The organism is Modestobacter sp. VKM Ac-2982 (assembly GCF_026967935.1).
GTDB lineage: Bacteria > Actinomycetota > Actinomycetes > Mycobacteriales > Geodermatophilaceae > Modestobacter.
Genome location: NZ_JAPVBL010000001.1, coordinates 71,275 through 89,485, shown reverse-complemented (window position 1 = coordinate 89,485; position 18,211 = coordinate 71,275). Strand labels below are relative to the sequence as shown.

The following is an 18,211-nucleotide window of genomic DNA, read 5'->3' as shown; positions in this document are numbered from 1 at the left end:
CCTGCCGCAGAGTTCGGACACCACAGCCATTGCCTCAGCCGGTCGCATCACGCTCGACGGCGAGCACCTGTCGCCGACTCGTGACGGACCGGTACGTACCGCCCGCCCCCGGCGCGTTCCTCGCGCCGGGCGGGTGTGACCGGATCGTGACGGGCCCGGTCAGAGGAGGTCGAACTCGTTGTACGTCTCGCCGCCGGACAGCAGCGCGTAGCCGGGGCCGCGGTCGAAGAACGGCTCGACATCCGGACGTGCGGCCCGCATCGACGCGCGCAGGGCCTCGGTCGCGGCGTCGTCCGCCGTGCCGTCGTCCCGCACGACCACGCCATAGTCGTCCCGGGCGCCGGCGACGCTGACCTTGTGCCAGGCGATGTCCCGCAGCACCTCCTCGACCGGCCGGTCCAGCGGGTCGCCCCAGCCGCCGCCGCCCGTCGTCCGCACCCGCACCACGGTGCCGGCCTTCAGCGGCTCGGCGTCGGCCAGCGCGTCGACCTCGTGCTCGTCCGGCCCACCCGGGTCCACGGTGATCGAGAACGGTCGCCCGGCCTTGCCGCCCTTCACCCCCCAGCAGGACAGGATCGACCGGTCGGCGATGGACATGAAGTGCGCGTCCCGGAGCACCCGGATGTCCTTCTCGTAGCCGCAGCCGCCGCGGTACCGGCCCGGGCCGCCGGAGTCCTTCGCCAGGGCGAGCCGCTCGATCCGCAGCGGGAACCGGGACTCGGTGAACTCGGTGGGCAGGTTCCGGGAGTCCGGGACGACGTGGATGGTGTCCTCGCCGTCGGCGTAGTACCGCCCGCCGGAGCCGCCCCCGAGCACCTCGCGCATCAGGTACGGCTCGCCGTTGGCGTCGGTGCCGTAGACGCCGGTGTACCGGATCGTCTCCTGGTCGGCGGGCATCCGACCGCCGGTCGCCTTGGCCAGCACCCCGGCCAGCACGCCGAGCAGTCGCAGGATCACGAACGTCCGGGCGTTGGTGGGCGCCGGGAAGATCGGGGTGAGCAGGGTGCCCTTCTCCGGGAACCGCATCTCGATCAGCGGGACGACGCCCTCGTTGACGTCCAGCTGCGCCATCCGCTCCGGTGACTCGGCCAGGTTGCGCAGGATCGGCGCCAGCCACTTCTTCAGGAAGTTGCCGTCGGCGTAGTCGCCGCAGTGGTTGATCGGCCCCTTGGCCTGCGGGCCGGTGCCGGTGAAGTCGATGACCAGCGGGACGTCCTTGGTGGAGTCCATGGTGAGCGTGATCCGCTGCCGGTGCAGCTGGGGGGCGTCGACGCCGTCGTGCTCGGCGTAGTCCTCCCAGACGTAGGAGCCGTCGGGGATCTGGGAGAGGATCTCCCGCCGGTACACCTCGGTCGAGCTGCTCAGGATCGACTCGAAGCACGCCTCCACCGCAGCGACGCCGTACCGGTCGAACAGCTCGCCCAGCCGGCGCGCCCCGGCCAGGCAGGCCGAGCACTCGGCGTCCAGGTCGGCGGCGAGCGAGTCGGGCATCCGCGAGTTGCGGGTCATGATCGTCAGCGCGGCGTCGTTGCGGACGCCGCGGTCCCACAGCTTGATCGGGGGGACCATCAGGCCCTCCTCGAACACGCTGGTGGCCGCCGACGGCATCGAGCCCGGCACCGCGCCGCCGATGTCGTCGTGGTGGCCGAACGCCTGGATGAAGGCGACCACGGTCGGCTGACCGGCCACGTCGGCGAAGACCGGCACCGTCACGCACAGGTCGGGCAGGTGGCCGATCCCGCCCTCGGACAGGTAGACGTCGTTGTGGAAGTAGACGTCGCCGGGGTTCATCGTGTCGATCGGGTGGTCGCGGACCACCGGCTGCACCAGTGCGGAGTACGAGCGGCCGGTGAGCTTGCGCAGCTGCCGGTCGTGGATGCCGGCCCGGAAGTCGTGCGCGTCGCGGATCATCGGGGAGCGGGAGGTCCGCCCGATCGACGTCTCCACCTCCTTCTCGATGGCGGCCAGCGTGCCGGCCACGATCTCGACCAGCACCGGATCGGCGGCGGAGGGGCCAAAGTCGCGATTTTGGCCCTGATCGGTGCTCATCGGGTGGTCTCCTTCGTGAGCAGCAGGTTGCCGAAACGGTCGACGGTGGCGGAGAAACCCGGGTGCACCGGGACGGTGGAGCCGAACTCCTCGACGATCGCCGGGCCGGCGACGACGTCGCCGGGGGAGAGGTCGGGTCGCCAGAACAGCGGCGCCTCGACCCACTCGTCGAAGAAGACCGGCCGGGTGCCGCGGCGGGCGTCCCGGTCGGACGACGACGGCTCGACGATCTCCGGCCGGCGGATCGGGCCGATCCCGCTCACCCGCAGGTTCACCCACTCCACCGCCTGGCGCGGGTCGGTCGCGAAGTCGTAGCCGTAGAGCTGGCGGTGCGCCGCGTGGAAGGCGGTGGCCACCGCGTCGATCGCCGCCTGGTCCAGCTCGCCCGCACCGACCGGGACCCGCACCTCGAAGGCCTGGCCGACGTAGCGCAGGTCGGCGGTGCGCTGCATCCGCTGCTCGCTGCGCGGGAAGCCCTCGCCGTCCAGGGCCACCTCGGCCTGGCCCTCGAGGTCGGCGAAGGCGGTGGCCAGGGTGGCGGGGGAGACGTCGGCGTGCCGGGCGACCATCGTCTGCACGTAGTCGTTGCGGACGTCGACGGTCAGCAGCCCGAACGCGCTGACGTTGCCCGGGTTCGGCGGCACCAGCGTGCGGGGCAGCCCCAGCACGTCCATCAGCCGGCAGGCCAGCAGCGAGCCGGAGCCGCCGAAGGTGGTGAGGGTGAAGTCGCGGACGTCGAGGCCGCGGGCGACGGTGACCTGGCGCAGCGCATTGGCCTGGTTCCACGCCGAGATCTCCAGGATCCCGCTGGCCAGCGCCTCGACCGACAGACCGAGCTTCCCGGCCAGCTGCTCCAGCCCGGCCCGCGCCGCGTCGACCGACAGCGGGATCTCCCCGCCCAGCAGGTGCGGGGGGATCCGGCCGAGGACGACGTGCGCGTCGGTGACCGTGGGCTGCTCGCCGCCGTTGTCGTAGCAGATGGGCCCCGGGTCGGCGCCGGCCGACTTCGGCCCCACCTTGAGCGTGCCCTCCGGCGACAGCCAGGCGATCGAGCCGCCGCCGGCGCCGACGGTGACGACGTCGATCATCGGGATCTTGGACGGGTAGTCGCCGACCGAGCCCTCGGTGGTCAGCGTCGGCTCGCCGTCGATGACCACGGTGACGTCGGTGGAGGTGCCGCCGCCATCGCAGGTGAGCACCCGGTCGAACCCGGCGGTGCCGGCGATCAGCGCGGCGCCCAGGGCGCCCGCGGCGGGGCCGGAGAGCATCGTGGTGATCGGCTGGTGCACCACCTCGGCCGCGCTGAGCACGCCGCCGTTGCTCTTCATCACGTAGAAGGGGACGGCGGGGGCGATCTCGTCGAGGCGGCGGCGGATGTTGGTGACGTAGGCGCCGACCTTCGGCTTCACCGCGGCGTCGACGAGCGTGGTCACCGAGCGCTCGTACTCGCGGTACTCGCGCAGCACCTGGGAGCTGATCGAGACCACGGCGCCCGGATGTTCCACGTGGAGCACGTCGAGCATCGCCCGCTCGTGCGCGTCGTTCGCGTAGGAGTGCAGGAAGCAGACGCCGATCGTGGTGATCCCGGCGTCGCGGAAGAACCGGGCGGCGGCGACGGCGTCCTCGGGCGAGAAGGGCCGGACCTCGGCGCCGCTGACGTCGAGCCGGCCGCGCACCGTGCGGACCAGGTCGGCCGGCACGATCCGCGGCGGCTTGACCCAGAAGTAGCTGTTGCCGTAGCCGTCGGGCACCGACTGGCGGGCGATCTCCAGCACCGACCCGTAGCCCTCGGTGGTGATGAAGCCGATCCGGTCCAGCTTGCCCTCGAGCAGCTGGTTGGTGGCGACCGTCGTCCCGTGGCTGACTGCGGTCACCGACGACCCGTCCAGGCCCAGCTGGCCGAGCACCTTCTGCACGCCGGCGAGGAAGCCGTCGGCCGGGTCGCTCGGTGTGGACGGCGTCTTGGTGGTGGCGACCTCCCCGGTCTCCTCGTCGACGGCGACCACGTCGGTGAAGGTGCCGCCCGTGTCGATCCCGATGCGGACCCGGCGAGAGCTCATGTCGAGAAACCTTAGTGCTGAGATACCTCGACCGGAAGACGCTGACCGACGAACGTCGTCCTGTTCGTCAGTTCGACCGGCGGACGGCGCATCCCGACCGGTCGCCCGGGGCAACGACCCACCATGGACATCACCGAGATCATCCTGGAGCAGCACCACCAGCAGCGGCGCATGTTCGCGCTGCTCGACGAGATGCCCCGCGGTGACAACGACGCGCTGGGCGCCATGTGGGACCGGCTGGCCGCCTTCCTCGAGGTGCACGCCGAGGGCGAGGAGAAGTACTTCTACCCGCAGGTGCTCAAGCTGGGGAAGGGCAACCCGGACGGCGGCGTGCACGACGAGGTCGAGGACGCGGTCTCCGACCACAACGAGATCCGGGACGCCGTCCGGAAGACCCAGGACCACCAGGTCGGCAGCGACGAGTGGTGGACGGCGGTGTGGGAGGCGCGCAAGGCCAACGACGACCACATGGCAGAGGAGGAGCGGGAGGACCTGCTCGACTTCCGGCACCATGCCGACCTGCAGGTCCGGCACGACATCGCCGTGCAGTTCCTGACCTACGAGGCCACGCACTTCGCCGGCGTCCCGATCCGGGACAAGGACCCGGAGGAGTACATCGCCGCGAACAGCTGACCGGTGTCGGAGGCGGGGGGCCCCACACGGCGCGCGCCGTGCGGGGCCATGGACCTCAGCCGGTGAACACCCCCGCCAGGTGCTCGCGCAGGGCCTGCTCGCTCACCGGCCGGGTCCGGAAGCCGACGTGCCCGTCGGGCCGCACCAGGTAGGCCGCCGTCCCCGGGCCGCCCGTGCCGTAGGCGGCGGCGAGCGCACCGCGCGCGTCCCGCAGGACCGGCAGGTCGACCAGCGGCGGGACGGCGACGTCCGGGCCGGCGACCAGGTAGGGGCGCACCTGGCCCCCGGTGGCCTGCCGGACCGAGGCGGCCAGCTCCTCCAGGGCGTGCAGTTCCTCGGCGCCGGTCCCGTCCCCGGCGGTCAGCAGCAGGGTGGCGTGCGTGCCCCGGGTCAGGTCGAACAGCCGCACGTCGTGGGCGACGCCGAACCGGCGGAGCCCCAGCACGTCGGGTGCCCGGTGCCCGGGCAGCGGCCCGCCGGTGAACCCGGCCGGGCCGGTGACCTCCCCGACCAGCGGGCTGTCGGCGTAGTTCATCGTCATCTGCATCTCGAGCAGGAACTGCGCCCGCTCGTCGTCCATGTCCATCTCGTCGGTGAACGCGATGGCCACGGCCCGGTCGACGATGGCCTTGCCCGCGGGCCGCCGCTCGGCCTCGTAGCTGTCCAGCAGGCCGGCGGAGGCCTGCCCGCGGACGGCCAGGGCCACCTTCCAGGCCAGGTTCCAGGCGTCCTGGATCCCGGTGTTCATGCCCTGGCCTCCGGCCGGCGGGTGCAGGTGGGCAGCGTCCCCGGCGACGAAGACCCGGCCGGTGCGGTACCGGTCGACGATGCCGTGCTTGACCCGGAAGATCGACGACCAGCGCAGGTTGCTCGCCGTCGTCCCGGCCGGGCCGAGGTCGTCGATCGCGGCCTGGATGTCGGCCAGCCCCGGCGGGTCGTACTCCTTCCAGAACCCGGGCGGCACGACCCCGCTGCCGATCGTCTTCTGCAGCCGCTGCGGCGCCAGCGTCGCCACCCGGTACCGGTTGCGGCCCTTGAGCGGCACGCAGACCAGCATGCCGGTGAAGTCGCCGTCCTCCTCGATGCGGACCCAGCGCACCAGGTGGCCCGGCGGCATCTCCCAGTCGACGTCGACGTCCCCGAGCATGAACAGCTGCGGGAACATCGACAGGCCGCCGTCGAAGGTGAGCCCGAGCTGCTCCCGGACGACGCTCCCGGACCCGTCGGCGCCGATCAGGTACTGCGCCCGGGTGCTCGACCGGTTGCCCGCGGCGTCGACGAGCTCGGCGGTGACGCCGTCGTCGTCCTGGGTGAAGCCGGTGAGCTCGCCCCCCCGGTCGACCCGGACGCCGAGGGACGTCAGCCGGTCGATGAGGATCCGTTCGGTCTCGTACTGCGGCAGCCCGAGGTGGGCGTAGGGCAGCTCCTCCAGCCCGGACCAGTCGACCTGGTGGGTCTGCTTCCCGTTGACGAAGACGGTCTGCCCGTGCAGCCAGCTGCCGGCGTCCATCGCCTCGGCGACGATGCCCTGGTCCTCCCAGATCTCCATCGTCCGGCAGTGCACGCCGATGGCCTTGTCCGCCTGGGCGGCGGGTTCGCTGCGCTGGTCCACGACCCGGACGGCGATGCCCCGCCGGGCGAGCTCGATCGCCGCGGTCAGCCCGGTCGGGCCCGCGCCGACCACCAGCACCTCGCACGCGGTGCGGGTCGGGACGTCCACCGGCGGGGGAGCGACCGCGACCGCCGGTTCGGTCCGGGGCGCCGGCACGCTGGTGGTCTCCGGCGCTGCGGGGGCCGGGGCGGGACGGGTGGGCCGGACGCCGCGGACCCCGGCCTCCTGCGGGCGGAAGCGGATCTCGTAGAGCTTCCGCTCGAAGAAGACCGACAGCCAGCGGATCAGCGGACCGCTCTGGTCGGCGTGCGAGGGGTCGTCCACCCAGTTGCGGAAGTCCTGGTCGGACTCCCACTCGGCGAAGATGTGGAAGATGTCCGAGCCCGGTTCCCGGAGCAGCTCCTCCCGGATCAGGCCGGGCGTCCCGCGCAGCCGGTCGGTGACGATGGCGTACGCCCGCTCGAACGCCTCCTCCTCGCCCGGGGCCACCCGGGTGCTGATGTCCACCCGGACGTGCGAGCCCTGCTCGCCCCCGGCGATGCCGTACCGGATCTCGTAGGTGCTCCGGTCGGCGTCCTCCCGCAGGTCCCGCAGCGACGCGGTCAGCGCCTCCCGGGCGGCGGACCGGCCGAACGCGTCCACGGCCGCCCGGTCGGCCCACTCGCCGACGATCAGGAACGTGCGGGCGTCGTCGGCGTCGCGCATCAGCTCCTGCTTGACGTTGCCCGGTTCCCCGGCGATCTGGACGGCGGCGGTGCGCCACGCCTCCTCGAACCGCTCCTCGCAGCCCTCCCGCACCCGCATCCGCAGCAGGGTGCGGACCGCGCCGCCCGGTTCTGCGGCGGTGGCCGTGGCGGCGTCCTCCAACGTCGTCATGACGTCCTCTCCTCGGTGGGCCGGCGCAGCACCAGGCTGCTGTTGAATCCGCCGAACCCCCGGGCGAGGACGACGACCGTCTCGACCTGCTGGGCGCGGCTGTGCTGGACGAGGTCGAGGCCGGGGGCGTCGACGGGGTCGTCGAGGTACGCGGTGCCGGGCACGATCCCGTCCCGCATGGCCAGCAGCCCGGTGGCCACGTTGAGCGCCGAGCCGCCGGCCATCAGCCGTCCGGTCCAGGACGACGGCGCGGTCACCGGCACCGGGTCCGCGCGACCACCGAACACCCGCTGCAGCGCCTCGAGCTCGAGGGCGTCCAGCTCCGGCACGCCGGCCCCGTCGGCGAGGACCAGGTCCACGTCGTCGGGGGTGATCCCGGCGTCGGCGAGGGAGAGCTGGATCGCCCGGGCGTACTGCCGGGCGTCGGGAGCGGCATCGGCGTGGTGGTGGGCGTCGTGCGTGGCGCCGTGGCCGGCCACCTCACCCCACACCCGCTCCACCCCGCGGGCCCGGGCGGCGCCGGGCTCCTCGACGAGCAGGATCGCACCGCCCTCGCCGACGACGTGGCCCGAGGCACGCCGGTCGAACGGCTTGTAGGCGTCCTCCGGGGCCGTCGCCGTGGAGAGCCGGCCGCTGGTCGCCTGGCAGAGCAGGGCGTACGGGGTCACCCCGGCCTCGGTGCCCCCGACCAGCACCGCCGGGGTTCCCCGGCGGACGACGCGGCGGGCCCAGCCGATGCTGTCCAGCCCGCCCGCGCCCTCGCTCACCACGACCCCGGAGGGCCCCTTGTAGCCGTCCCGGATGGAGATCTGGCCGGTGCTGGCCGCGTAGAACCAGGCGATCGACTGGTACGCGCCGACCGACTTGGGTCCCTTGGCCCACAGCCCCTGGATCTCGTGCTGGCTGAACTCGTTGCCGCCGGAGCCCGCGGCCAGGAACACCGAGGTGGCGTAGGCGTCCTCGGGGGCGGTGTACCCGGCGTCCTGCGCGGCGAGGGTGGCCGCCGCCAGCGACATCCACGTCCACCGGTCGGTCTGCACCATCAGCCGGGGGTCGACGTGGTCGGTGGGGACGAAGCCGGTCACCTGCCCGGCCAGCGAGACGCCGTACTGCGCGGGGTCGAAGCCGACGATCGGCCGGATGGCCGGTTCGCCCCGCACCAGCGAGGACCAGTGCGCCTCCACGCCCACGCCGGTCGGCGCGACCACGCCGATCCCGGTGACGACCAGCCCGGTCACGGGGTCCTCCTCGTCGGGTGGGCGAGCACGATCGCGGACTGGAAGCCGCCGAACCCGCTGCCCACCGACAGCGCGACGTCGACCTTCTGCTCCCGGGCGGTGTTGGGCACGTAGTCCAGGTCGCACTCGGGGTCGGGCACCTCGTAGTTCGCCGTCGGCGGCACCACGCCGCGCTGCACCGCCAGCGCGGTGGCGGCGATCTCGATCGAGCCGATGGCGCCCAGCGAGTGGCCGATCATCGACTTGATCGAGCTCATCGAGACCTGCTGGGCGGTCGGGCCGAGGCTGAGCTTCACCGCGGCCGTCTCGTGCCGGTCGTTCTGCTTGGTCCCCGAACCGTGCGCGTTGACGTAGCCCACCTCGTCGGCGTCGATCCGGCCCTGGTCCAGCGCCAGCCGGATCGCCTCGGCCATCTCCACGCCATCCGGGCGCAGCCCGGTCATGTGATGGGCGTTGCAGCGGTTGGCGTAGCCGCTGACCTCGCAGTAGACGTCCGCCCCCCGCCGGCGGGCGTGCTCGAGCTCCTCCAGCACCAGCACCGCGGAGCCCTCGCCCATCACGAAGCCGTCGCGGCGGGCGTCGAACGGCCGGGCGGCGTGCGCCGGGTCGTCGTTGTTGCCGGTGGTCGCCCGGATGGTGTCGAAGCAGGCCATCGAGATGGGGGAGATGGGGGCGTCGCTGGCCCCGGCGAGGACGACGTCGGCGTCGCCGTCCTCGATCAGCTGGCTGCCGTAGCCCACGGCGTCGATGCCGGAGGTGCAGCCGGTGGAGACCACGGTGGCCGGCCCGTGGGCACCGAAGCGCACGGCGAGCTCGGTGGCCCCGCAGCTGGGGACCAGGGCGTGGTGCAGGAACCGGGAGGCGTACTGCGGGTCCACCAGCCAGTGCGTGCCGGCGTCGCTGACCGCCACGTACTCGTTCTCCAGCCGCATGGTGGCCCCGACGGCGCTCCCGAGGACGACGCCCACCCGGTCGGGGTCGGGGGCCTCCAGGGCGCCGCTGCCCAACGCCAGCCCGCTGTCGGCGACCGCCTCGTCGGCGGCGACCACGGCCATCTGCACGAAGCGGTCGTTGCGGAACACCTCGTGCGCCGTCAGGCCCTGTTTGCGCCCGTCGAAGTCGACCTCGGCGGCGACCTGGGAGCGGAAGCGGCTGGGGTCGAAGAAGGTGATCCGCCGGGTCGCCGTCCGGCCGGCGGTGATCATCTCCCAGAAGCCCTCTCGGCCCATCGAGCCGGGCGCGACGACGCCGATCCCGGTGATGACGACCCGGCGCGCCGTGCTCATTGCTCGGCTCCGCGCTCGTTCCGCTCCTCGGTCGCTGGCGCTCCCTGCGATGCTCGCTCGCGCGTCGTCATCGCGGTGCTCACCGGACGCCCATGGAGCCCGGCGAGGGCTCGGTGTCGACGTGGCCGAGCTCCGGCCGGGGGGCCAGCGGGCCGGCCAGGAAGACGAAGAACGCCGGCTCGACGCCGTCGTTGACGATCCGGTGCCGCACCCCGATCGGGATGTGCAGGGCCGACTCCCCGCCCAGTCGGCGCTCCTCGCCGTCCAGCGTGACCAGCACGTCGCCGGAGACGCAGTAGAGGAACTCCTCCGAGTACGGGTGCCAGTGCTCGGTCACGACCTCGCCCGGCTCCAGGGTGAGCGTGCCCATGAACCCGGCGGTGGCGCCCACGCTGGTCGGCGAGAGCAGCACCCGGATGTCACCTCCGCGGCGGCGGTTGGGGGCGGCGTCCGACCGGGACACGGTGGGCCCGCAACGCACCTTCGCCGTGGGGTGCTGGATGGTGGTCATCTCTCTCCTCTGCTGGGCGCAGCGCCGGTGAGCGCGTGTGCTGGACGTGCGGGCGGGTCGGGCAGCCCCGGTCCGGTGGCCAGGCGGACCGGGAGGTCGGGGTGGACCTGGCGGATGAGCGGGCCCAGGGTCGGGACGGCGCCGACCTCGACGACCCAGGTCGCCCCCGCTTCCTCCACCAGGGCGTGCGCGCTGGCCTCCCACTGCACCGGCGACGTCAGGTGCCGGCGCAGGCAGCCGGCCAGGTGCTCCGGGTCGCGGGAGGGCCGGGCGTCGACGTTGGACAGGACGGGCACGTCCGGGACGGACCAGTCCAGCTCGTCGAACGAGTCGGTCAGGCGGGCGGCGATCGACTGCATCAGCGGGCCGTGGGCGGCGGCCCGCCCCGGCAGCCGGACCAGGTCCAGGCCGACCGCGAGGACGGACTCCCGGGCATGGGCCAACTCGGGGCACCAGCCGGAGAGCACCACCTGGGCCGGGCCGTCGTACGCGGCGATCGCCAGGCCCGAGGTGTCCCCCAGGTCCGCGATCACCGCGCGGGCGACGTCGCCGGCCCCCGGCCCCACGACGGCGGCCATCCCGGCGGAGGACGGGCGGGGCGAGTGCGCCAGCATCTCGGCCCGGCAGTCGACGAGGTCGACCACCTGGTCCAGGCGCAGGGCGCCGGCGGCCACCAGCGCCGCGTACTCGCCGACGCCGTGCCCGGCGACGGCGACCGGCTGGAGGCCGGCGTGCGCCAGGCAGCGGGCGCCCGCCACCCCGACCACGAGGGAGGCCAGGTGGGCCACCGCCGGGTCGTGCAGGTTGAGCGGGTCGCCCCACCACGCGACGACGTCCCGACCCAGGACGTCGGAGGCCTCGGCCACGACGTCCCGGGCGGCCGGGTCGGGCAGCCACGCCTCCAGGGCACCGGGTGCGGTGGTCCACTCGCCCGGGAGGACGACGGCCGCCCCGGTGCGGGGCCCGGTCACCGAGCAGGCTCCGGATGCCGGGCGGCCGCCTCCACCTTGTCCCGGATGACAGCCATCTGGATCTTGCTGTTCGCGTCGATCCGCTCGGTCATGCCCGCGGTGTCGATGGGGGCCTCCGGGCGCATCCGGAAGTCCTGCACCCACTGCATCCGGGTGCCGGTGCCCTCCGGGGCGTAGCTCCACCGGATGTCCATGAACTCGAAGGGACCGGGTTCGACCCGGTGGGCCACCACCTCGTGCCGCGCCTCGTCGAGCGTCCGCTCGGAGACCCAGCTCCAGACCCGGCCGCTCTCGTCGGGGTGCATCTTGAGCCGGAACCGGAAGGTCGAGCCGGTGTGCGCGAGCACCTCCACCTCGGCGTACTCGGTGAACAGGTCCGGCCAGGACGGCAGGTCGTTGGTCATCCGCCACACGTGGTCGATGTCGGCGTCGATGAAGATCGAGTTGTCGGTGTGGCCGACGGTCCGACCGGTGTTCTCGGGAGTGCTCATCTGGGTCCTCCGGTGGTCGATGGGGTGTGACGGCGGCGGGGTCCGGCCCCGTCCCGGGAGGGACGAGGCCGGGCCTCAGGCCGGCTGGGACTGGGCAGCGCAGACCGTCTCGACGATGTCGCCGAGCGTGTAGCGCTCCGCGTCGTCGTCGGGCATCTCGGTGCCGAAGCGGTCGTGCAGCTCCGTCTGCATCGAGAGGAAGGCCAGCGAGTCCAGCCCGATGTCGGAGAAGTGCGCGTCGGGGTCGGTGGTGCGCGACTCCGGCGGGAGACCGGCCTTCTCCGACAGCAGGTCCATCAGGTCGTCGAGGGTGAACGGGGCGTTGGGCATGGCTGGGATGGACATGGCGGTGTTCCTTCCTGGGACGGTGCATGGGCGGGAGCCTCCGGCCGGTGCTGCTCGGGGGCCGGGACGAGTTGCAGGGGGCCGTGCGGGACGGGGAGCCCGGTGGTCGAGTGCTCGCCGAGGGCTGCTGCCTGCACGAGCAGGTCGGGCAGGGCGCGGTCGAGGAACTCGATGTCGTGGCGGTCGGCGCACACGTCGGGGTGGCGCAGCAGGGCCCGGTGCAGGTCGGCGGTGGTGCGCAGGCCGGGGCCCTCGACCCGCAGCTCGGCCAGCGCGCGGTCCATCCGCCGGATCGCCTGGTCGCGGTCGGGCGCCCAGACGATGAGCTTGCCCAGCAGCGAGTCGTAGTGCGGGCTGACGTCGTCGCCCTGGCGGTAGCCGGTGTCGAACCGCGTCCACGGGCCGCCCGGCGGACGCAGGACGTCGAGGTGCCCGGGTGCCGGGGCGAAGCCGCGGGTGGGGTCCTCGGCGTTGATCCGGCACTCGATCGCGGCTCCGCGCGGGACGACGTCCTCCTGCCGCAGCTGGAGCCGCCGGCCGCCGGCGACCAGCAGCTGCTCGCGGACCAGGTCGACGCCGGTGAGCATCTCGGTGACCGGGTGCTCGACCTGGATCCGGGCGTTCATCTCCATGAAGTACGCCCCGGCCGCGTCGACGAGGAACTCGACGGTGCCGGCCCCGGTGAAGCCGACCGAGAGGGCGCCCTGCACGGCCAGGGCGCCCAGCTCCTCCCGCTGTTCGGGGGAGAGGTGACCGGCCGGGCCCTCCTCCAGCAGCTTCTGGTGCCGCCGCTGGAGGGAGCAGTCCCGCTCGCCGAGCGAGACGCCCGAGCCGTGCGCGTCGCAGAGGACCTGGACCTCCACGTGCCGGGCCCGGGTCAGGTAGCGCTCCACGTAGACGGTGGCGTCGCGGAAGACCGCCCGGGCGACCGCCCGCGTGCTGGCGAAGGCCTCGGCGAAGTCCGCCGGGTCGGTCACCACGGTCATCCCGCGGCCTCCGCCACCGGCGACGGCCTTGATGATCACCGGGTAGCCGATCTCGTCGGCGATGGCGCGGCCTTCCTCCGCCGTCCGGACGGGCTCCACGACCCCGGGCAGCAGCGGCAGGCCGGCGTCGGTCATCAGCCGCCGGGCCGTGGCCTTGTTGCCCATCTGCTGCATGACCTCCGGCGGCGGGCCGACGAAGGTGAGCCCCTCCTTCTCGCAGATCTCGGCGAAGTCGGGGTCCTCGGAGAGGAAGCCGTACCCGGGGTGCACGGCGTCCGCGCCGGTGCGCAGCGCCGCCTCGATCAGGTTGGGCACGTGCAGGTAGCTGTGCCGTGGCGCGGACGGGCCGATGTGGACGGACTCGTCGGCCATCTCCACGACCGCGGAGTCCCGGTCGGGGGTGGAGCAGGCGGCGACCACCTCGATGCCGAGCTCCCGGCAGGCGCGGGCGATCCGGACGGCGATCTCACCGCGGTTGGCGATGAGCAGCCGGCTGATCACCGGGGGGCCCCGTCGCAGCGCAGGTACATCAGCACCTGCCCGTACTCCACCGACTCGGCGTCCCCGACGACGACCTGGGCGACCACGCCCGGCTCCTCGGCCACGATCGGGTTCATCAGCTTCATCGCCTCGACGATCCCGAGCGTCTGACCGGCCTCGACCTCGTCCCCGACCTGGACGAACGGCCCGGCCTCCGGTGCGGGCGCCGCGTAGAACGTGCCGACCAGCGGCGCGTGGACGGCGGTGAGGTCCGCCGGGACCTCCGGGTCGGCGGAGGGGTCGGTCGCGAGGGTGAGACTGCGCTGCCCGGGGACGCCCGGGCTGTCGGACGCCGCGTGGTCCTCGGCGGCCCACTCGACCTCGATCGAGCTGTCCCCGCTGCGCACGGTGAGCCGGCGCAGCCCCCCGGGCAGGGTCCGGGCCAGGTGCAGCACGTCCTCGCGCAGCGAGCGGACCGCGTCGTCCTCCCCGGCCGGCGGGCCGGGCACCTCGGCTCGCTGGGCGAGCTCCCCGGGGCGCACGGTCACCGCTCCACCGGCAGGACGGGCTGCAGGGCCCGCACCGGCCGGCCGTCGTCGACGTCGATCCGGGAGAACCGCCGCGACCGGGCCGCGAGCAGGGTCTCGACGTCATGGCCGACGAGCTCGTCCAGCTCCCGGCGGATCGCGGCGCGGAGCAGCCGCGCCGCCGCGGCGGGATCGGTGTGGGCCCCACCCGGGGGCTCGGCGACCACGGAGGTGGCGATGCCGGAGCGGTACAGGTGCGCCGCGCCCAGCCGCATGGCCCGGGCGGCGGTCGGTGCGGCGGTGGACGTCCGCCACAGGATGGCGGCGCAGCCCTCGGGGCTGATCACCGACAGGTAGGCGTTCTCCAGCACCAGCAACCGGTCGGAGGTGCACAGCGCCAGCGCGCCGCCGCTGCCGCCCTCCCCGGTCACCACCGAGACCACCGGCACGCGCAGCCGGCTGCTGCGCATGATGATCTCGGCGATCGCGTGGGACTGGCCGTGCTCCTCCGCCTCGGGTCCCGGGTGGGCGCCCGGGGTGTCGACCAGCGTGACGACGGGCAGCGAGTGCGCCTCCGCGTGCCCGAGCAGCCGCAGCGCCTTGCGGTAGCCCTCCGGGTGCGGCATCCCGAACTCGTGGGCCACCCGTTCGCGGACCGAGTGCCCCTTCTCGTGCCCGAGGACGACGACGGAGTGCCCGCCGATCGAGGCCACTCCGCCGATCAGGGCCGGGTCGTCGCCGAAGGCGCGGTCGCCGTGCAGCTCGACGAAGTCGTCGAAGGCGGTGTGCAGGTAGTCCAGCGTGGTCGGCCGCTCGACCACCCTGGCCCGCTGGACGACCTCCCACGGGTCGCTGTCCAGCGGCGGCGTGTCGTCGGCGGCGGTGGCGTCCGGCTCGTCCTCGGCCGCCTCCCGTGGCCGGTCCGGCGCGTGCAGGGCCAGCAGCCGGGCCAGCAGCGGGCGCAGCTCGGCCCGGCTCTCCACCCGGTCGACCAGGCCGTGGGCCAGCAAGAACTCCGCGGTCTGGAAGTCGCTGGGGAGCTCGGCCCGGATCGTCTCCTGCACGACCCGCGGGCCGGCGAAGCCCACGTGCGCGCCGCGCTCACCGACGAGGACCGAGGCGAGCGTGGCGAACGACGCGGACACGCCCCCGTAGGTGGGGTCGGTGAGCACGCAGACGGAGAACAGCCCCGCCTCGCGGAGCCGGCCGAAGGCCTCGCTCACCCGGGCCATCTGGAAGAGGGAGAAGACGCCCTCCTGCATCCGGGCCCCACCGCTGGCGCACACGGCCAGGAGTGGCAGGCCGCGCTCGAGCGCCAGTGCGGCGGCGCCGCTCACCCGGCGCCCGACCTCCACGCCCATGCTGCCGCCGAGGAAGCCGAAGTCCATGACGGCGAGGGTCACGGCGGTGCCACCGATCGCGGCCACCCCCACGACGACCGCCTCGGACTCCCCGGAGCGGTGCGCGGCGTCCCGCAGCCGGTCCGGGTAGGGGCGCAGGTCGGTGAAGTCCAGCGGGTCCCCGTCGCGCTGCGGGAAGACCGTCTCGGTGAAGCTGCCGGGGTCGACGAGCTGGTCGATGCGGGCCCGGGCGCCGAGCCGGAGGTGCGCGTCGCACTCCGGGCAGACGTGCAGCTCACGCTCCAGTCGCTTCCGGTACAGCAGCCACCCGCAGGCGGGGCAGGAGGTCCAGTCCGCCGGTACCCGGGGTGCGGGCACCCCGGGCGTGGTCATCGAGGAACGTGTCATGTCGGCCTCTCAACCGTGTGCTGCCGCTCGCCTCACTCGGGCGAGGACGTCCAGTGGTAGAAGCGGCGGGCCATCGCGTCCTGCGGTGAGCGCCAGGTGGGGCTGTACGCCTCGATGTAGGGCTTCAGGTCCTCGCTCACGGCACGGAAGGCCGGCAGCGACTGGGCGACCTGCATCGCCTCCGCCGGGGGGCGGTCGAAGCCGACCAGGTGCACGTAGATCCCGTGGAACTGGAAGAGCGACCGGTGTCGCACCCCGATCTCGTGCGGCATCGACGTCGCGTCGTAGCGCCCGAAGACGGCGGCCACGTCGTCGGCGTCGGCCGGGTCCATCTTCGCGATGATCATCGTCTCGTGCACGGTTGCTCCTACGGCGTCGGGACCGGACGAACGAGGCGAACGCTAGGGCGGCGGCGGGTGCTCGGGCATCGGCCGGACGGGCGGTTCCGGAGGGGCGCCCAGGGGTGGGGGAGGGGGTGTCGCCTCGTCCGGAGGGAGGGCGGCGTTGCGCGCCGGCCGCGCGGGGTGGCCCGTCCGCCGTCGGTCACCCCCAACGACCGGAGCAGTCACGGAGCGCGCCCCGGAGCGCAGGGACCACGACCCGGGTATGAACCGGCGGGGCATTCGGCCCGAACGCGCCCAAGGCGGTGGCGTGCACCGTGTGTCATCCCCTAACTTCCGAGACTGGTGGTATCCAGGCGATCGCCCCGCGCCCGTGACGAGCGGAGTTGACAGGGATGACCGGCGACCCGTTCGCAGGCACGGCCCCGGAGGTGCTGTCCGGGAGCGACGGTGTCCCCTTCCGGGTGCTGATCTGCGACGACCACGAGGTGCTGCGGCACGGGCTCCGCGCGGTGCTGCTCCGGGCGACGGACTTGCGCGTGGTCGCCGACGCGGGGTCGGCGGCCGACGCGCTGGTCCTCGCCGCCCGGCTCCGGCCCGACGTCACCGTGGTCGGCCTGGGCGCGTGGGCGCCGGTCGTGGCGGAGTTGGTGCGCTCCTTGAGCGACCTGGGGGTGCGGGTGATCCTCCTCGGCGAGCCCGGCGCGGGCGGCGAGCTGGTCGACGCGCTGCAGGCCGGTGCGTGCGGCTACGTGCACACCACGGTCAGCCCGCAGCGTCTGGTCGACGGGGTGCGGGCGGTGGCCCAGGGCGAGGTGGTGCTCGACGCCGCCGCCACCGGGGAGCTGCTGCACCGGCTCGACGACGCCCCGCGGCACGCCGACGGCTCGCGGGCGTCGTCCGCCGGGGCACTGACCGCCCGGCAGCTGGCCGTCTCCCGGCTGGTCGCCGAGGGCCTGACGAACGCGGAGATCGCCCAGCGGCTCGACGTCAGCCGGGCGACCGTCAAGGGGCACATCACGGTGGCGCTGCGTCGGCTGGGGCTGCGGGACCGCACCCAGCTGGCGATCCACTTCCACCGTACGGCCGGCGACCTGCAGGCCTGAGCGCGGGCTGTGAGTTCCGTGGACGAAAACCGACACCGACACTCGATTGTCCGTTACCGTTCTGTCACCGCAGCTCTCGCCGGCTCATCGGGGCGGTCAGAGCGGTCGTTGCGGCAGCATCAGGGGGAGTCCGCATGAGCCTTGCCGACCCGGGGACGGATCCGGGGCACGTCGATGCACGCCGTCGGGCAGCCGGTCCACCGAGCGCCCGGGCCCTGCTGCACGACGTGGTGGTCGGGCCGGCTCCCGCACCGCCCCGGTCCGACCTCCGGCCGTGTGCGCAGCGGCCACCGCGGCCCCTGGTGCGGGTGCTGCTCTGCGAGGACCAGGAGGTCTTCCGCCTCGGGCTCCGGTCGGTCTTCGAGGCGCAGCCCGACATCGCGGTCGTCGCCGAGACCGCCGACCTGGCGGAGGTGCTGGCGGCCGCGGACGGCCCGGGGAGCCGGGTCGTCGTCGTCCGGCAGAGCCTGGTCGGCAGCGCCGCGCTGCCGGTGCTCCGCGAGCTGTGCCAGCGCGGGGTCGGGGTGCTCGTGCTCGCCGAGGCGAACGGCGGGAGCCGGACCGGCCTGATGGACGTCCTGCAGTGCGGGGTCCGAGGCTTCCTGCCGCGTCGCGCAGCCGCGCAGCGGCTGGTCGAGGCGGTGCGCGCGCTCGCCCGCCAGGAGCCCGCCCTCGACGCCGACGTGACCAGTCAGCTCGTGCGCCAGCTGACCGGGGAGGTGCCGCGGCCCACCGTGGTGGCCCGGGCGCTCGACCGGCTGACCGAACGCCAGCGGGAGGTGGCCGAGCTCGTGGCGCAGGGGCTGAGCAACGAGGAGATCGCCGGGCGGCTGTTCCTCAGCTCGGCGACCGTGAAGAGCCACCTGACGGCGGTGATGCGCCGGCTCGACGTCCGGACCCGGACGCAGCTGGCCATCCTGGTCAACCGGGACCACGCCCCGGCCGCCTGAG

Annotated in this window: 16 protein-coding genes; 3 read left to right on the top strand and 13 right to left on the bottom strand. The window is 73.8% G+C overall.

Annotation, left to right across the window (positions count from 1 at the left end):
- Positions 1-159 precede the first annotated feature (159 nt).
- The gene (locus O2W20_RS00425) at positions 160-2,049 is read right to left on the bottom strand and encodes a hydantoinase B/oxoprolinase family protein (protein WP_269169785.1); all 1,890 of its coding nucleotides are present in this window, start codon (positions 2,047-2,049) and stop codon (positions 160-162) included.
- Positions 2,046-4,109 (bottom strand): hydantoinase/oxoprolinase family protein, encoded by a 2,064-nt coding sequence (locus O2W20_RS00420; protein ID WP_269169784.1) that lies wholly within the window; start codon positions 4,107-4,109, stop codon positions 2,046-2,048. The genes O2W20_RS00425 and O2W20_RS00420 overlap by 4 nt, the downstream gene beginning before the upstream one ends.
- Positions 4,110-4,232: 123 nt before the next feature.
- Between O2W20_RS00420 and O2W20_RS00415 the strand changes: the two genes are divergently transcribed.
- Positions 4,233-4,742, top strand: coding sequence for a hemerythrin domain-containing protein (locus O2W20_RS00415; RefSeq protein ID WP_269169783.1), 510 nt, complete (start codon positions 4,233-4,235; stop codon positions 4,740-4,742).
- Between the two features lie 55 nt (positions 4,743-4,797).
- On the opposite strand, the gene O2W20_RS00410 is transcribed toward O2W20_RS00415, so the two are convergent.
- The 11 genes from O2W20_RS00410 to O2W20_RS00360 form a co-directional block, all read right to left on the bottom strand.
- Positions 4,798-7,230: an FAD-dependent oxidoreductase gene (locus O2W20_RS00410; RefSeq protein ID WP_269169782.1), complete on the bottom strand. Its 2,433-nt coding sequence runs from the start codon at positions 7,228-7,230 to the stop codon at positions 4,798-4,800.
- A complete protein-coding gene (locus O2W20_RS00405; RefSeq protein WP_269169781.1) occupies positions 7,227-8,468 on the bottom strand; it encodes a beta-ketoacyl synthase N-terminal-like domain-containing protein in 1,242 nt (413 codons plus the stop codon). The genes O2W20_RS00410 and O2W20_RS00405 overlap by 4 nt, the downstream gene beginning before the upstream one ends.
- Positions 8,465-9,754 carry a beta-ketoacyl-[acyl-carrier-protein] synthase family protein gene (locus tag O2W20_RS00400; protein WP_269169780.1) on the bottom strand — a complete coding sequence of 430 codons (1,290 nt, stop codon included), beginning with the start codon at positions 9,752-9,754 and terminating at the stop codon, positions 8,465-8,467. Before O2W20_RS00400 ends, O2W20_RS00405 begins: the two co-directional genes overlap by 4 nt.
- Before the next feature lie 79 nt (positions 9,755-9,833).
- Positions 9,834-10,265 (bottom strand): cupin domain-containing protein, encoded by a 432-nt coding sequence (locus tag O2W20_RS00395; protein ID WP_269169779.1) that lies wholly within the window; start codon positions 10,263-10,265, stop codon positions 9,834-9,836.
- Entirely contained in the window at positions 10,262-11,236 is a 975-nt protein-coding gene (locus tag O2W20_RS00390) for an ACP S-malonyltransferase (RefSeq protein WP_269169778.1), read from the bottom strand. The genes O2W20_RS00395 and O2W20_RS00390 overlap by 4 nt, the downstream gene beginning before the upstream one ends.
- On the bottom strand, positions 11,233-11,727 hold the full coding sequence (locus O2W20_RS00385; RefSeq protein ID WP_269169777.1) for an SRPBCC family protein: 495 nt from the start codon (positions 11,725-11,727) through the stop codon (positions 11,233-11,235). Before O2W20_RS00385 ends, O2W20_RS00390 begins: the two co-directional genes overlap by 4 nt.
- A 75-nt stretch (positions 11,728-11,802) precedes the next feature.
- Entirely contained in the window at positions 11,803-12,072 is a 270-nt protein-coding gene (locus O2W20_RS00380; protein ID WP_269169776.1) for an acyl carrier protein, read from the bottom strand.
- Positions 12,024-13,559, bottom strand: a complete 1,536-nt coding sequence (locus O2W20_RS00375) for an acetyl-CoA carboxylase biotin carboxylase subunit (RefSeq protein ID WP_269169775.1) — start codon at positions 13,557-13,559, stop codon at positions 12,024-12,026. The genes O2W20_RS00380 and O2W20_RS00375 overlap by 49 nt, the downstream gene beginning before the upstream one ends.
- Complete coding sequence (locus O2W20_RS00370; RefSeq protein WP_269169774.1) at positions 13,556-14,086, bottom strand: acetyl-CoA carboxylase biotin carboxyl carrier protein; 531 nt, start codon at positions 14,084-14,086, stop codon at positions 13,556-13,558. Before O2W20_RS00370 ends, O2W20_RS00375 begins: the two co-directional genes overlap by 4 nt.
- Complete coding sequence (accA, locus tag O2W20_RS00365; protein ID WP_269169773.1) at positions 14,083-15,813, bottom strand: acetyl-CoA carboxylase carboxyltransferase subunit alpha/beta; 1,731 nt, start codon at positions 15,811-15,813, stop codon at positions 14,083-14,085. Before accA ends, O2W20_RS00370 begins: the two co-directional genes overlap by 4 nt.
- A 32-nt stretch (positions 15,814-15,845) precedes the next feature.
- Positions 15,846-16,172 (bottom strand): TcmI family type II polyketide cyclase, encoded by a 327-nt coding sequence (locus O2W20_RS00360; RefSeq protein ID WP_269169772.1) that lies wholly within the window; start codon positions 16,170-16,172, stop codon positions 15,846-15,848.
- A gap of 377 nt (positions 16,173-16,549) precedes the next feature.
- Here O2W20_RS00360 and O2W20_RS00355 point away from each other — a divergent pair, with 377 nt between their 5' ends.
- A complete protein-coding gene (locus O2W20_RS00355; RefSeq protein ID WP_269169771.1) occupies positions 16,550-17,260 on the top strand; it encodes a LuxR C-terminal-related transcriptional regulator in 711 nt (236 codons plus the stop codon).
- A 134-nt stretch (positions 17,261-17,394) separates the two neighbouring features.
- Positions 17,395-18,210 carry a response regulator transcription factor gene (locus O2W20_RS00350; RefSeq protein WP_269169770.1) on the top strand — a complete coding sequence of 272 codons (816 nt, stop codon included), beginning with the start codon at positions 17,395-17,397 and terminating at the stop codon, positions 18,208-18,210.
- Position 18,211: the final 1 nt, after the last annotated feature.